This is a genomic window from Microbulbifer sp. YPW1 (assembly GCF_013367775.1).
In the GTDB taxonomy this organism is placed as follows: Bacteria; Pseudomonadota; Gammaproteobacteria; order Pseudomonadales; family Cellvibrionaceae; genus Microbulbifer.
The window spans coordinates 46,648-59,616 of record NZ_CP055157.1 but is presented as its reverse complement, the minus strand read 5'-3'; the positions used below and the strand labels follow the sequence as shown (position 1 = coordinate 59,616).

13 protein-coding genes and 4 tRNA genes are annotated in these 12,969 nt (G+C 59.3%); 14 read left to right on the top strand and 3 right to left on the bottom strand.

Annotation, left to right across the window (positions count from 1 at the left end):
- The first annotated feature begins 16 nt into the window (after positions 1 to 16).
- The 5 genes from HUW35_RS00305 to HUW35_RS00285 are packed head-to-tail and all read left to right on the top strand — an operon-like array spanning position 17 to position 4,844.
- Positions 17 to 574, top strand: coding sequence for an elongation factor P hydroxylase (locus HUW35_RS00305; protein ID WP_181253752.1), 558 nt, complete (start codon positions 17 to 19; stop codon positions 572 to 574).
- The gene (locus tag HUW35_RS00300) at positions 571 to 1,524 is read left to right on the top strand and encodes a 5'-3' exonuclease H3TH domain-containing protein (protein WP_181253751.1); all 954 of its coding nucleotides are present in this window, start codon (positions 571 to 573) and stop codon (positions 1,522 to 1,524) included. Before HUW35_RS00305 ends, HUW35_RS00300 begins: the two co-directional genes overlap by 4 nt.
- Positions 1,521 to 2,672: a 4-phosphoerythronate dehydrogenase gene (locus HUW35_RS00295; protein WP_181253750.1), complete on the top strand. Its 1,152-nt coding sequence runs from the start codon at positions 1,521 to 1,523 to the stop codon at positions 2,670 to 2,672. The genes HUW35_RS00300 and HUW35_RS00295 overlap by 4 nt, the downstream gene beginning before the upstream one ends.
- Complete coding sequence (locus HUW35_RS00290; protein ID WP_181253749.1) at positions 2,669 to 3,874, top strand: ATP-NAD kinase family protein; 1,206 nt, start codon at positions 2,669 to 2,671, stop codon at positions 3,872 to 3,874. The genes HUW35_RS00295 and HUW35_RS00290 overlap by 4 nt, the downstream gene beginning before the upstream one ends.
- A gap of 19 nt (positions 3,875 to 3,893) precedes the next feature.
- Positions 3,894 to 4,844 carry a class I SAM-dependent methyltransferase gene (locus tag HUW35_RS00285; RefSeq protein WP_181253748.1) on the top strand — a complete coding sequence of 317 codons (951 nt, stop codon included), beginning with the start codon at positions 3,894 to 3,896 and terminating at the stop codon, positions 4,842 to 4,844.
- Here the strand turns inward: HUW35_RS00285 and HUW35_RS00280 are convergent.
- Both HUW35_RS00280 and HUW35_RS00275 read right to left on the bottom strand, forming a co-directional pair.
- Entirely contained in the window at positions 4,841 to 5,236 is a 396-nt protein-coding gene (locus HUW35_RS00280) for a hypothetical protein (RefSeq protein WP_181253747.1), read from the bottom strand. The two genes, HUW35_RS00285 and HUW35_RS00280, sit on opposite strands and share 4 nt — an antisense overlap.
- 23 nt (positions 5,237 to 5,259) lie before the next feature.
- Positions 5,260 to 6,474 carry a pyridoxal phosphate-dependent aminotransferase gene (locus HUW35_RS00275; protein WP_181253746.1) on the bottom strand — a complete coding sequence of 405 codons (1,215 nt, stop codon included), beginning with the start codon at positions 6,472 to 6,474 and terminating at the stop codon, positions 5,260 to 5,262.
- A gap of 262 nt (positions 6,475 to 6,736) precedes the next feature.
- Between HUW35_RS00275 and msrB the strand changes: the two genes are divergently transcribed.
- The 9 genes from msrB to queF all read left to right on the top strand — a co-directional run bounded on the left by msrB (position 6,737) and on the right by queF (position 11,430).
- Positions 6,737 to 7,138, top strand: coding sequence for a peptide-methionine (R)-S-oxide reductase MsrB (gene msrB / locus HUW35_RS00270; protein WP_181253745.1), 402 nt, complete (start codon positions 6,737 to 6,739; stop codon positions 7,136 to 7,138).
- 85 nt (positions 7,139 to 7,223) lie between these two features.
- Positions 7,224 to 8,090, top strand: coding sequence for a DUF1499 domain-containing protein (locus tag HUW35_RS00265; protein WP_181253744.1), 867 nt, complete (start codon positions 7,224 to 7,226; stop codon positions 8,088 to 8,090).
- 207 nt (positions 8,091 to 8,297) lie between these two features.
- Positions 8,298 to 8,373: transfer RNA gene (locus tag HUW35_RS00260), tRNA-Glu, on the top strand.
- Positions 8,374 to 8,375: 2 nt separating this feature from the next.
- A tRNA-Gly gene (locus HUW35_RS00255) sits at positions 8,376 to 8,451 on the top strand.
- 8 nt (positions 8,452 to 8,459) lie between these two features.
- Positions 8,460 to 8,535 (top strand) — tRNA-Glu (locus tag HUW35_RS00250).
- 76 nt (positions 8,536 to 8,611) lie between these two features.
- Positions 8,612 to 8,687, top strand: a tRNA-Gly gene (locus HUW35_RS00245).
- A gap of 137 nt (positions 8,688 to 8,824) precedes the next feature.
- A complete protein-coding gene (locus HUW35_RS00240; RefSeq protein WP_181253743.1) occupies positions 8,825 to 9,769 on the top strand; it encodes an ABC transporter ATP-binding protein in 945 nt (314 codons plus the stop codon).
- A 2-nt stretch (positions 9,770 to 9,771) separates the two neighbouring features.
- The gene (locus HUW35_RS00235) at positions 9,772 to 10,545 is read left to right on the top strand and encodes an ABC transporter permease (RefSeq protein WP_181253742.1); all 774 of its coding nucleotides are present in this window, start codon (positions 9,772 to 9,774) and stop codon (positions 10,543 to 10,545) included.
- 54 nt (positions 10,546 to 10,599) lie between these two features.
- On the top strand, positions 10,600 to 11,430 hold the full coding sequence (gene queF / locus HUW35_RS00230; protein WP_181253741.1) for an NADPH-dependent 7-cyano-7-deazaguanine reductase QueF: 831 nt from the start codon (positions 10,600 to 10,602) through the stop codon (positions 11,428 to 11,430).
- 24 nt (positions 11,431 to 11,454) lie between these two features.
- Here the strand turns inward: queF and HUW35_RS00225 are convergent, their stop codons facing one another.
- The gene (locus tag HUW35_RS00225; protein ID WP_181253740.1) at positions 11,455 to 12,849 is read right to left on the bottom strand and encodes an adenylate/guanylate cyclase domain-containing protein; all 1,395 of its coding nucleotides are present in this window, start codon (positions 12,847 to 12,849) and stop codon (positions 11,455 to 11,457) included.
- Positions 12,850 to 12,969: the final 120 nt, after the last annotated feature.

The window sequence follows — 12,969 nt, the reverse complement described above, 5'->3', positions numbered from 1 at the left end:
CGACTCAGGCAGTTCGGTGACTGAACGCATAGTCACGGTCTTCGATCGCTGCTTTTCTGATGCCGAGGGACTGAATACGCGCCTCGTTGGGGGGTATGAAGAGCCTTACTACCGCCCGGCAGACCGTGCGCCGGGCAGCGTCCACCAGATAGAGTTCACCCGCGACTATGCCGCCAGCGCCCTGCACGAGGCCGCGCACTGGTGTGTGGCCGGAGCCGAGCGCCGCCGTCAGCCGGATTACGGCTACTGGTACGCTCCCGATGGTCGCAGCGCCGCCCAGCAGGCGGAGTTTGAGCGGGTAGAGGTAAAGCCCCAGGCCCTGGAGTGGATTTTCTCCGTCGCCTGCGGTCTGCGTTTCCGGGTGAGCGCGGACAACCTGGATGCCGGTCTCGGTCCCAGCCCCGCCTTCAAACGCAATATCTGGCAGCAGGTACAGCGTTACTGTAAGTGTCCGGGCGAGGGGAAACCTGCGATCAACGACCGGGCTATTACCTTTGCGCGCGCGCTGGCCCGCGCCTTCGGCTCCCCCGATCCGCTGCGTGCGGAACGCTACCGTCTGGAGGACCTGGGATGAGCGATGTCTACCTGGTCGATGCTTCTGTCTATATTTTCCGCTACTACTTTGCCCTGCCTCCCAACTGGGAGAGCCGCTCCGGCTACAGTACCGAAGCGGTGTACGGCTTTAGCAATTTCCTGCTGGACCTGCTCGCCCGCCAGCCGGGGCATATTGCCTGTGCTTTTGACGAATCCCTCGGCAACTGTTTCCGCAACGATATCTATCCGGACTACAAATGCAGTCGTGCACTGCCCGATGAGGCCCTTGCCTACCAGCTCGCTGCTTGTCGTGAGATGGCCGAGGCGCTGGGGATAGCGAGTTACGCCAGTGATCGCTACGAGGCCGACGATATCCTTGCGACACTGACCGCGCGTTGTGTGCGCAGTGGTCTGTCGCCGGTGATCGTCACCCGCGACAAAGACCTGGGGCAGTTGCTGGATCGCGGCGCTACCAAACTGTGGGATTTTGCCGCGGACCAGTATCTCGGGCGCGCAGAAATACAGCACAAGTTCGGTGTGCGTCCTGCGCAGATTGCCGACTATCTGGCGCTGGTGGGGGATGCCATCGACGATATACCGGGCGTCCCCGGAATCGGCGCCAAGACGGCCGCGCGTCTGCTGGCTGAATTTGACAGTATCGAAGCGCTGATTGCCGGAGCTGGTGAGATAGCTGGCCTGAAAATCCGTGGCGCCGCCGGTATTGCTGCCAAGGTTACGACCCATGCCGAACAGATGCGCATGGCCCGCCGTCTTGCTGAGCTTGAATATGCGGTGCCGCTTGCAGTTGAGACCGGCGACGCGGCCATTCCCAGTGCGCTGGTGCGCAAACCGGTACAGCCCGAGCTGGCCATTGCCCTGGCGGAAGAATTCGGTATCGGCGGACTCGCCGGAAAAATTCGACGCACCCTGGGAATTGGCCAGAAAAATTCCCAGGAAAGTTCCGCAGAAGTGAGTATCGCGACCCCATGACAACCGACTCCGGTGTAACACCCCCTTTGAATATCGTTGCCGACGAAAATATCCCCGGGCTCGAAACCTGGTTTGCTGACCTGGGTACCATTACCCGGGTTCCCGGTCGCAACATGAATCGCGCACAACTGGCCCAGGCGGATATTTTGCTGGTGCGCTCGGTGACCGAAGTAAACCGGTCTCTGCTCGAAGACACACCGGTGCGTTTTGTGGGCAGCTGCACCATCGGTACCGATCACCTGGATACCCACTGGCTGGAGCAGCAGGGGATCTCCTGGAGCGCCGCGCCGGGCTGCAATGCGAATTCGGTAGTCGAGTACGTGTTCTGTGCGCTGGCGGCGCTCAATGTGGACTGGCGGGATCGCAGTTTCGGTATCGTGGGGTGTGGCAACGTGGGCGGCTCGCTTCAGCGGAAACTGCGCGCCCTGGACATTCCCTGCAAAATCTATGACCCGTGGCTGACGGATAATCCGGACGCGGCGGAACTGCACAGTGTCCTGCAGCAGGATGTGATCTGCCTGCACGCACCGCTGGTCAAGGGTGGGCCGCACCCGAGCCTGCATATGCTGGATAAAAACACGCTCGCGGCAATCAAGCCCGGTGCTGTACTTATCAGTGCCGGACGCGGCGCGGTGATCGATAACGCCGCATTGTCAGAACTGCTCCATGACCCGAAACCGTTTACCACCGTGCTGGATGTGTGGGAAAACGAGCCCGACATCAACCTGGAACTGCTCGAGAAAACCGATCTGGGCAGTCCGCATATTGCCGGATACAGCCACGACGGCAAGCTCGCGGGAACCCGTATGATTCGCGAGGCGGTGGATACGGCGTTGTCATTGCCTGCAACAAACAAATCCGAAGCTGGGGAGGCCGCGGACACGCAACCGCGCCATCTCACAACGGCGGCCACTGGCTACGCCGCTATACGCGAGCTGTTACTGGCTATGTACGATCCCCGGGCTGACGATCAGCGGCTGCGCACGGCGGCAGGCGCTGCCCGCAGCGGCACACAAACCATGGCGGAATCATTCGACCTGCAGCGCAAGCGGTATCCCAAACGCCTCGAATTTTCGCACTACCGTATGCAGGCACCGCAACTGGATGCGGCGACGCGCAAGCAACTGGAGATACTGGGGCTCAAGTGAAACTCAAGAAACTTGGACTGATTATCAATCCCTGGGCGGGAATTGGCGGGCCGGCGGGGCTCAAGGGCAGCGACGGGGAAGAAACCGTCGAGCGCGCGTTAGAGGCGGGGATTCAGCCGCAGTCACACAAGCGCGCAGCGATTGCTCTGCAGGCATTGATACCTTTTGCCGGCGAACTGGAAATCGTCACCTTTGCTGGCGACATGGGCGAAGCGCTGGCGTGCGAGCTCGGCTTTACCGTCAGCGTGGTAGGTGCTGCGGCATCCGGACGCTCCACCCCGGCGGATACGGAGACTGCGGCGCAGTCCATTCGCGACGCAGGAGCAGATCTGATTGTATTCGCCGGAGGCGACGGTACCGCGCGCAACATGGTCAATGCACTGGGGGATACTTTCCCGGTTCTCGGAATTCCCGCCGGTGTCAAAATGCACTCCGCCTGTTTTGCCATTTCCCCGAAAGCCAGCGGCGAAGTGTTGCGCCGGCTGATGTCCGGTGAGCTGGTAGACCTGCATCAGCGCGAAGTGCGCGATATCGATGAAAAGTCCTTTCGCGAGGGGCGTGTGAGCACCCGCTATTACGGCGAATTGCTGGTGCCGGAAGAAGGGCACTTTCTGCAGGCGGTTAAAAATGCCGGTCGTGAAGTGGAAGAGCTGGCGGTGGCCGATATCGCGGCACAGATTGTTGAAGACATTGAAGAGCAGGATCCGCAGACCCTGTATATTGTCGGCCCGGGTTCAACCACCCTGGCAGTACTGTCTGAGCTCGGCGCCGACGGCACGCTGCTCGGGGTGGACCTGTGGCAGGACGGTGTAATGCTAGCGGCGGATGTGAATGCGGTACAGATCGCTGAGGCGATTCAGCAGCATCGCAGCAAAACGCAGGACGCCCCGGTAAAAATTCTGCTTACCGCGATTGGTGGCCAGGGCCATTTGATTGGCCGCGGCAATCAGCAGCTGACGCCGGATGTTCTGCGCGCAGTAGGGCGCGCACAACTGATGGTGGTGGCAACCAAAACCAAAATTACCGAGCTGGGTGGGCGGCCGTTACTGGTGGATAGTGGTGATCCCTCTCTGGATGCCGCCTGGAGCGGGTTTATTCCCGTGGTCACTGGTTATCGCGATGAAATTCTTTACCCGCTGTCAGGGGATGGCAGTGGCGAATCCCCGGCACCCGTGACAGCAACCCCCGCGCCCTCAGCGTAGAAAACAGGCGAGTATTACATTGAATTGGGAATCCCTGCTGCAGGTTGTGCGCAGCAAAGTTGCAGAGGCGCATGCCGCGGAAAACCGGCTGGACAGCCGCCGTCTGTTCCATGGCCGCGGTAATTGTTATCCGGGGTTCGAGCGCGTCTGTGTGGATAGCTATCACCCGGCAATTCTGGTGACGCTGTTCGAAGAATACGAAGCGGAAGACGAGCTTGCACGGCAGCTGTGGGCGTTGCTGCAGCCGTTCGGCTATACCGGGCTTGCGGTGCAGCGCCGATACCGGCCGCGCGCGCCCATTGTGTGGGAGTGTGGTGAGCCGGTGGAGGCGCCGGTTGCGCGCCGTGGACAACTGCAATTTCCACTGACCTTTGATCGCCAGAATGTGGGTTTTTTCTTGGATATCGAACCCGGGCGGTTCTGGCTGGAACAGCAGGTTCGGGAAAAGGCCGGGCAGCTGGATAACCTCAAGCTCCTTAACCTGTTCTCTTTTACCTGTGCATTTTCGGTGGTCGCGCGGGCGGCGGGTGAGCTGGAGATTCTGAATATTGATCTCAACAAGGGCGTGCTGAAACGCGGACAGGCGAACCATCAGTTTAATCAGTTGCCGATGAAGGGCGTCCGTTTTGTCGCCCGGGATGCATTGCGGGACTTCAAGCGATATGACCGCAGTGGTCCCTTCCAGCTGGCGGTGGTGGATCCGCCCACACGGCAGCGCGGCGCGTTTGAGGTCGAGACGAACTATGCCAAGTTGCTGGAAAAACTTCCGGCGTGTCTCGCCGATGAAGCAGACCTGTTATTGGTACTGAATTCACCGGCACACAGTGAGGCGTATTTCCGCGAAATGGTTGCTGCGGCCAGCTCGGGGTATAGCGTGGTAGAGCGCCTGCCGCAGAATCCGGACTTCCCCGACAGTGACCCGGATGGGGCGCTGAAGATGTTGCACGTGCGGTTTAACCGCAACGGTTAATGTCCGAGGCGCTTCATCAGCGCCACCATCAGCTCTTCGAGTTGGGGCGACGAACCCTCACGTACTATCCGATCCAGTTTCTCTGCGTTACTGACGCCGTCCTCACCGCGGGTGACCATCAACAGAAAGCTGTGGTGGGAGAGGGCTGCCTCTTCCACCGCTTCCTGGCGCACCAGTTGGGAAAAGCGGATATAACCGCACTCCTTGAGCCAGGTCATGGCGCCCAGGCAGGCGAGGTGGCGGGGGGAGTGCAGGCCGAATTCATCCGGCGTGTCCGGCCCCGCGATATCCTCCACATACAGCGTGGCAGGTGCGGGGAACTGCTGGAACAGCGCCAGCAGAATACGCCCCGCATCGCGGTAGAAGTCGTGGATATGTAAATCGTCTAGCATGCTCTCTTTTCGTCGCCCGGGGTTTACTGCGTATAGCGCTCGAGGAAATTGCCGAGGCGATCGATCGCATGGGAGAGATCGTCGGCGCGGGGCAGGAATACGATCCGCAGGTGATCCGGGGCATCCCAGTGGAAGGCACTGCCCTGTACCAGCAGGATTTTTTCCTGGCGTAGGAAGTCGAGCACGAACCGCTCGTCGTTCTCGATCTTGTGCCGGTCCAGGTCAATGCGCGGGAACAGGTAAATGGCGCCCTGCGGTTTGACACAGCTCACCCCGGGAATCTCGTTCAGCATACGGTGCGCGAGATCGCGCTGCTGGCGCAGTCGGCCGCCGGGCAGTACCAGATCGTTGATGCTCTGGTAGCCGCCGAGGGCGGTCTGTACCGCGAACATGGCCGGGACGTTGCCGCACAGGCGCATCGAGGAAAGAATATCCATGCCCTCGATAAAGCCGCGCGCGCGATGCTTTGCGCCGCTCACAACCATCCAGCCCGAGCGGAATCCGGCCAGGCGGTAGGACTTGGACAGGCCATTGAAGCTCAGGCAGAGCACATCTTCGGCGAGGGTGCCCATGGGGGTAAACACGGCATCGTCGTACAGGATTTTGCTGTAGATCTCGTCGGCAAAAATCACCAGGTTGTGCTGGCGTGCAACCTCCACGATCTGCTCCAGCAGTTCCTTAGGGTAAACCGCACCGGTGGGGTTGTTCGGGTTGATCACCACGATGCCGCGAGTGCGGGGGGTGATCTTGGATTTGATATCGTCGATATCCGGCAGCCAGCCCGCCTGCTCGTCGCAGCGGTATAGCACCGGCTTGGCTCCGGTGAGATTGGTGGCCGCCATCCACAGGGGATAGTTGGGCATCGGCAACAGCATTTCATCGCCGGTGTTCAGCAGCGCCTGGGTGGACATGGAAATGAGTTCGGACACCCCGTTACCCAGGTAAATATCGTCGATATCCACTCCGGGAATACCCAGTGTCTGGCACTCCTGCATGATCGCCTTGCGCGCAGCAAACAGACCTTTGGATTCCACATAGCCCTGTGCCTGGGACAGGTTGTAGATCACGTCCTGCAGGATTTCATCGGGCGCGTCGAAGCCGAAGGGCGCCGGGTTGCCGATGTTCAGCTTCATGATCCGGTGGCCTTCTTCTTCCAGACGGGTTGCCTGCTCCATGACGGGCCCGCGAATCTCGTAACAGACGCCGTGGAGTTTTTCCGACTTGTGAATATCCTTCATTGCTGTGTTCTTTAAATAGGCTTTCAACAGTAAACCGGATGTCTGTCTAGACAATCCAGTGGGCAAATTCTTCTAATTGGTGCCTGACTTTTAGTAGGCTTTGCTACCAGTCATGGAACCGGGTTGGCCAACGCCCGGTTTTTTAGGACCGGTCACGATGGGTATGACACCATGGGTAAGAGAAGGTGCTGCCGCTAAGCGTTGTGCCGGGCAGGGTAATGCCGCTGGATACTGACTTATCAGGCGAAAAAGGAGTCACAGTATGTCAAAAGAAAAAGACGATAACTACTGGCGCGAGCGCCTGACCGATGAAGAATTTCGTGTTTGTCGCGAGGCCGGTACCGAACGTCCGTTTAGTGGCGAGTACTGGGACCTGTTCGAGGATGGTACCTATCGCTGTCGCTGCTGCGGCGAGCCCCTGTTCCACTCCTCGACCAAATTTGATGCCGGCTGCGGCTGGCCGAGCTTTCACAGCGAGGTGGAGAAGGGAGCTATCGAAGAGCGGGTCGACAATAGCCTGGGAATGCGTCGTATCGAGATCCTCTGCGCCAATTGCGGCTCTCATCTGGGGCACGTGTTTCCGGACGGGCCGGCGCCCACCGGCTTGCGCTATTGTGTAAATTCCCTGTCGGTAAAACACGACCCGGACGAAGGCGCCGACTGAGAGGCGCAGCCGGGTCACAGAATGCCGGATACCGTCCGGCAGCTGCACACTGACAGTTCCCCTAACCCTAGCGTGGAGATCTGTAATGATTCGATCCGGGCGACCGCGCCACTGGAGCCGCTGGCTGTACCGCATTCAGTGGCTGTTGCTGTCTGTCATCGGTCTCGGTGTGGTCGGTGTGCGGGTGGGGCTGCTGGATCTGGATTCCGCCTATGCGCTATTTGGTGCGCTGGGGCTGGCAATGATCGCCGTGGCGCTGTTTTCCATGCTGGTGTTCCTGTGGGGGCTGGTGCGACGGCACGGGGAGGCGCGCACAGCGGCCCTGTGGGCCATGGTGCTGGGGCTTGTGCCGGTGGCGCTGCCCCTGTTTACCGTGGGCCAGCACAACCTGAATACCCCGGCGCTGTACGACATCACTACCGATACCGTCGATCCCCCCCAGTTCGACCTGTTGCTGTCCCTGCGCAGGGACGGCGACCACAGCCCGGACTATCCGGGCCCGACCTCGGCGAAGGTGCAACAGGCTACCCCGGCCTACAGTGACATCCAGCCGCTGATTCTGTCCTTGCCGGTGTCCGACGTACTGACCCATGCGGAGGCGGTGGCGCGGGAGCTGGGTTGGCGTGTCATTGCGGTCAAGGCGGGGCAGGGGCGCCTGGAAGCGGTGGACAGCACCCCGATCCTGGGGATTACCCAGGACATTGTGGTGCGGGTCAGGCCGGTAGGGGAGAGCACAAAGCCAGACTCCTCAGGCACGGGCACAGAGACCGGGGCCAAGGACGCAAAAGGCGCCGATGTGAAAGAGGCGGCGGCAGGGGAAGCCGGCAGCAGTGATGTGCGGGTGGATATGCGGTCTGCATCCCGTACCGGCAACCGCGATCTGGGAAGCAATGCAGCCAGAATCCGCAAATTCATGCGGAGACTGGAGAGGCGTGTCGAAGGGGCGCGCTAATCTACGTCCGCATCGTCAGCTGGATTCCGGGGGCGCGAGCGGTCGTTTTGTCGACGGCTGTGTAAGTGCCTGTATGCAAAGGAAAAATTTCTTAATATTTTTTCATTCGGGTGTTGACAGCCCCCCGGGGTCTCCATAGAATGCGCCCCACTTCGACGCGGTACTGACTTACGGAAACGTGGTTAGCAACGCTGAGAAGGATTCTGGGTCCCCATCGTCTAGAGGCCTAGGACACCGCCCTTTCACGGCGGTAACAGGGGTTCGACTCCCCTTGGGGATGCCATTGCGGGAATAGCTCAGTTGGTAGAGCGCAACCTTGCCAAGGTTGAGGTCGCCGGTTCGAACCCGGTTTCCCGCTCCAGTTCCTATGTCCCCATCGTCTAGAGGCCTAGGACACCGCCCTTTCACGGCGGTAACAGGGGTTCGACTCCCCTTGGGGATGCCAATACAGCAGGGTCGCAACGTAACGACGATCTTGCAAAACCGGGCCGGAAGATTTAACTTCTGGCTCGGTCAAATTCGCGGGAATAGCTCAGTTGGTAGAGCGCAACCTTGCCAAGGTTGAGGTCGCCGGTTCGAACCCGGTTTCCCGCTCCAAATAAAGAAAGCTGCTCAATTGAGCGGCTTTTTTTATGTCTGCTATTCGGCGCCGGGCAAATATCCCCAATTTCTGTGCGGTTGCAATATCTGGGGCGAGGGCGTTGAATAAGCGCCCTTACCGTCTGGAGGAAGTAATGACAGCTGCACTGTCCATTCGCAATCTCGAAAAAACCTACGATAACGGTTTCCAGGCACTGAAGGGCATTAGCTTTGATGTGCAGCCGGGGGACTTCTTTGCTCTGCTGGGGCCCAATGGCGCCGGCAAATCCACCACTATCGGCATCCTGTGTTCCCTGGTGCGCAAGACCGCCGGGGAGGTGTCGATCTTTGGGATCGACATCGACAAGGACTTCCCCAAGGCCAAGCAGATGCTCGGTGTGGTGCCCCAGGAGTTCAACTTCAGCCAGTTTGAGAAGGTCTTCGACATTGTCTGCACCCAGGGCGGGTTCTATGGTATGCCGCGCAGCCTGGCGGAAGAACGCACGGAGAAGTACCTGCGCAAGCTGGGGCTGTGGGACAAGCGCAACACCCAGGCGCGGATGTTGTCCGGCGGTATGAAGCGGCGCCTGATGATTGCCCGCGCACTGATCCATGAGCCCAGGCTGTTGATTCTGGATGAGCCCACCGCAGGTGTGGATATCGAGCTGCGCCGCTCCATGTGGGAATTCCTGCAGGAAATCAACAAGCAGGGCACCACCATCATCCTCACCACCCACTATCTGGAAGAGGCGGAGAGCCTGTGTCGCAATATCGCCATCATTGACCAGGGCGATATTGTGGAAAACACCTCTATCAAGTCCCTGATCAAAACCCTCAGCCGGGAAGTGTTTATTCTCGATGTGCGCGAGTCACTCGGCGAGGCGCCGGACTTCGGCGAGTTTGATGGGCGGCTGGTGGACGAGCACAGCCTGGAGGTGACTGTGGAAAAGGGGCAGTCACTGAGTGACCTGTTTACCCTGCTGAGCGCGCAGAGCATCGCCGTGACCAGCATGCGCAACCGCGCCAACCGGCTGGAGGAGCTGTTTGTCTCCCTGCTCACTGAAAACAAGAAACAGAAAGCCGATGGAGAGGAGGGGTAGTTATGAGCCTGCAATTGATCTGGACCGCCTTCTCGACCATTTTTCGCCGGGAAGTGCGTCGTTTTACCCGTATCTGGCCGCAGACCCTGGTGCCGCCGGTCATCACCATGTCGCTGTATTTCGTGATATTCGGCTCCCTGATTGGCAGCCGTATCGGTGAAATGGGCGGTTATTCCTATATGGAGTTTGTGGTGCCCGGTCTGATCATGATGGCCGTGATCACCAACTCCTATGGCAATGTGGTGTCGTCCTTCTACAGCGCCAAGTTTCAGCGCAGTGTGGAGGAGTTGCTGGTGTCTCCCACGCCCAACTGGGTGGTGATGGCAGGCTATGTACTTGGCGGTGTTGCCCGCGGGCTGATTGTTGGGCTGGTAGTCACCCTGATCGCGCTGGTGTTCACCTCCCTTACGGTCCAGCATATCGGGCTGACGGTGCTGATCGTATTCCTGACCTCGGTGCTGTTTGCGCTGGCCGGGTTTATCAATGCGATTTTTGCCAACAGCTTTGACGATATCTCCATTATCCCGACCTTTGTGCTGACGCCGCTGACCTATCTCGGTGGGGTGTTTTATTCCATCGAGCTGTTGTCGCCCTTCTGGCAGGGATTGTCCAAGCTGAACCCCATTCTCTATATGGTCAACGCCTTCCGTTACGGTGTGCTCGGTGTGTCCGATATCAGCGTGGGCTGGGCATTCGCTGGTGTACTGGTGTTTATCGCTGCACTGTCCGCCTGGGCATTACACCTGATGCGTCACGGCAAGCGCCTGCGGCACTGATTGAATATTGATGGTTCGCCTGCCTGGCAGGCGAACAAATGCGTGAGTCAACACATGAATCGAGAAGACTGGCAAAACCTGCCCCTGGGGCAGGAGACCCGCTACGAATCCAGCTATAACCCCTCCCTGTTGCATCCGATCCCGCGCTCGGTATCCCGGGCCCAGTTGGGGTTGGAGGATGGCGCACTTCCGTTCAGTGGTGCGGATGAATGGTGGGGCTTTGAATTGTCGTGGCTGAACCCGAAAGGCGTGCCGCAGGTAGTGGTGGCGCGCTTCCGGTTCGCCGCCAGCAGTCCGTTCATGATCGAGTCAAAGTCCTTCAAGCTATACCTGAACTCCTTTAACCAGAGTCAGTTTGGTTCTGCCGATGACGTGCGCGCAGTACTCGAGAAAGACCTCAGTGCCGCTGCGGGCAGCGACGTGGCAGTAACGTTATACGACGTTGAAGACGCAGCGCTGGATGTGCACAAGCCGGTCGGAACCTGTATCGACCAGCTGGATATCCAGGTGCAGACCTATCAGCCGGATGCGGAGCTGCTGAAGTTGCGCGAGGGCGATGACGTCGTAGAGGAGGTGCTCTACAGTCACCTCTTGCGCAGTAACTGCCCCGTCACCGGGCAGCCCGACTGGGCAACGGTTTCCATCGATTACCGGGGGCCGGCGCTGGAAAGGCAGGGGCTGCTCGCTTACATCATTTCGTTCCGTGAGCATCAGGATTTTCACGAGCACTGTGTGGAGCGGATGTATTGCGACCTGCAGAAGCTCGCGGACTTCGAGAAGCTGACGGTTTGCGCCCGCTATACCCGTCGCGGAGGGCTGGACATTAACCCGCTGCGGACGTCTGCGGGTGAGATTGAGTTTCCGGGAAGGTTTGCGCGGCAGTAAGCCGCGCTCGACTAAATTCTATATCTAGATGATGACCTTGCTCTTGAGGCGTGCCTGCGCCTTTTGCAGCGCCTGCAGCACTTTTTCCTTGTCGTAGTTGCGCACCTTGTCCAGATCCAGGTGCATGGCGAATCCGGGCGCGTGTTCTTCCAGGTAGCTCTGCTGGCCGCCGAGGTTCTTGCGCAGGTCGGTCACCGAGTACACCTTCACCGGGGTGCTGAATCCTTTCACGCTAACGTGGCCCTTGTCGCGGCACATTACTGTCTGTTTGATCATCGCCCAGGTTTCGTGGCTGATCAGTACCTCGCCCGGCTCCGCAGCGCTTTCCAGACGGGCTGCCAGGTTCACGTGGGTACCCATCACCGTGTAAGTCTGGTGGTCTGCGGTGCCGAACACCCCGACGGTGCAGTAGCCGGTATTGATGCCCATGCGGATCTGCAGCGGGTGAGAGATCCCCTGGTCGTACCATTCCTGCATCATCTCCCGCACGCGTTTGCGCATTGCCAGCGCCATGGCTACGCAGCGCAGCGCATCGGATTTGGGCCCCTTGCTCTGGTCATCCCCGAATACCACCATCACCGCGTCGCCGATAAATTTGTCGATGGTTCCGCCGTAGTGGGCCACGATGCGCGACATTTCAGTGAGGTAGTTATTCAACAGGCCGGTGAGGGTTTCCGCCTCCATCTCTTCGGTGAGCTGGCTGAAGTCCTTGATGTCGGAGAAAAATACCGTGAGCAACTTGCGCTCTGTGACAATCTCTTTGTCCTTGCCGGTCGTCACCGCGCGCCACAGGCGTTTGGGCAGGTAGCGGGAGAGCTTGTAGCTGGCCAGGTTGGCGATGCGCTGTTCTTTTTCCAGCTTCTGGTTTTGCTCCCTGAGGCGCGCAAGCTGTTTGTGGGTGTAGAAGGCGTAACAGCAGAAGTAAGTAAATACCCCGATCAGGCTGGCAGCACTGATATTGAGATCGGCATTGACCACCAGCGCAGGGCGGTGCACTACATAGCCGAGGCCTACGCCCATTAGCATGGCGGTGTTGTGTTCAAACCAGCAGCGGCCGCCGCCCTGGGTGAGGGCGTTGAACTGGATCATGGTCAAAAACAGCAGGCTGGGCAGCAGGCTGAAATTGGCCATGGCCATGGCCATGCCGATCAGGAGGGCGTCGGTAAAGGAGAGCCAGCGGCGAACCTGTTCAGCGGTTTCCGGTACGCTGCGGCGGGAAATCTGGTGTGCAACGGGGATGTACGCCAGCAGCAGCGCTGCCATCGCCAGCTGCAACAAGGTGCTCTGGGTGATAAGCGCCGACCAGTTGATGCTGTTGAGCAGCGTGCCGGAAGCTGCAAAACAGATCAGGGCGCGGAAATAGAGCGGATACCGGGAATCTTGCTGGCGGCCGCGGGTTTCTTCTGGCTGATTCTGCATGAACGCGGGTCTTATCGATAACTGTATTGATCCGGGAGCATTTTGTTCTCATCTCGTCCCCGTCAATTACTGGCGGACATCAACTTCTATTGCCGGGCGAAGGGAAGTACCGCCAGAGCC

Excerpts from the sequence above, each read along its gene's own strand:
- HUW35_RS00300 (WP_181253751.1), top strand. The coding sequence starts at position 571 with ATGAGCGATGTCTACCTGGTCGATGCTTCTGTCTATATTTTCCGCTAC.
- HUW35_RS00295 (WP_181253750.1), top strand. The coding sequence starts at position 1,521 with ATGACAACCGACTCCGGTGTAACACCCCCTTTGAATATCGTTGCCGAC.
- HUW35_RS00280 (WP_181253747.1), bottom strand. The coding sequence starts at position 5,236 with ATGCTAGACGATTTACATATCCACGACTTCTACCGCGATGCGGGGCGT.
- HUW35_RS00275 (WP_181253746.1), bottom strand. The coding sequence starts at position 6,474 with ATGAAGGATATTCACAAGTCGGAAAAACTCCACGGCGTCTGTTACGAG.
- msrB (WP_181253745.1), top strand. The coding sequence starts at position 6,737 with ATGTCAAAAGAAAAAGACGATAACTACTGGCGCGAGCGCCTGACCGAT.
- HUW35_RS00265 (WP_181253744.1), top strand. The coding sequence starts at position 7,224 with ATGATTCGATCCGGGCGACCGCGCCACTGGAGCCGCTGGCTGTACCGC.
- HUW35_RS00240 (WP_181253743.1), top strand. The coding sequence starts at position 8,825 with ATGACAGCTGCACTGTCCATTCGCAATCTCGAAAAAACCTACGATAAC.
- HUW35_RS00235 (WP_181253742.1), top strand. The coding sequence starts at position 9,772 with ATGAGCCTGCAATTGATCTGGACCGCCTTCTCGACCATTTTTCGCCGG.
- queF (WP_181253741.1), top strand. The coding sequence starts at position 10,600 with ATGAATCGAGAAGACTGGCAAAACCTGCCCCTGGGGCAGGAGACCCGC.
- HUW35_RS00225 (WP_181253740.1), bottom strand. The coding sequence starts at position 12,849 with ATGCAGAATCAGCCAGAAGAAACCCGCGGCCGCCAGCAAGATTCCCGG.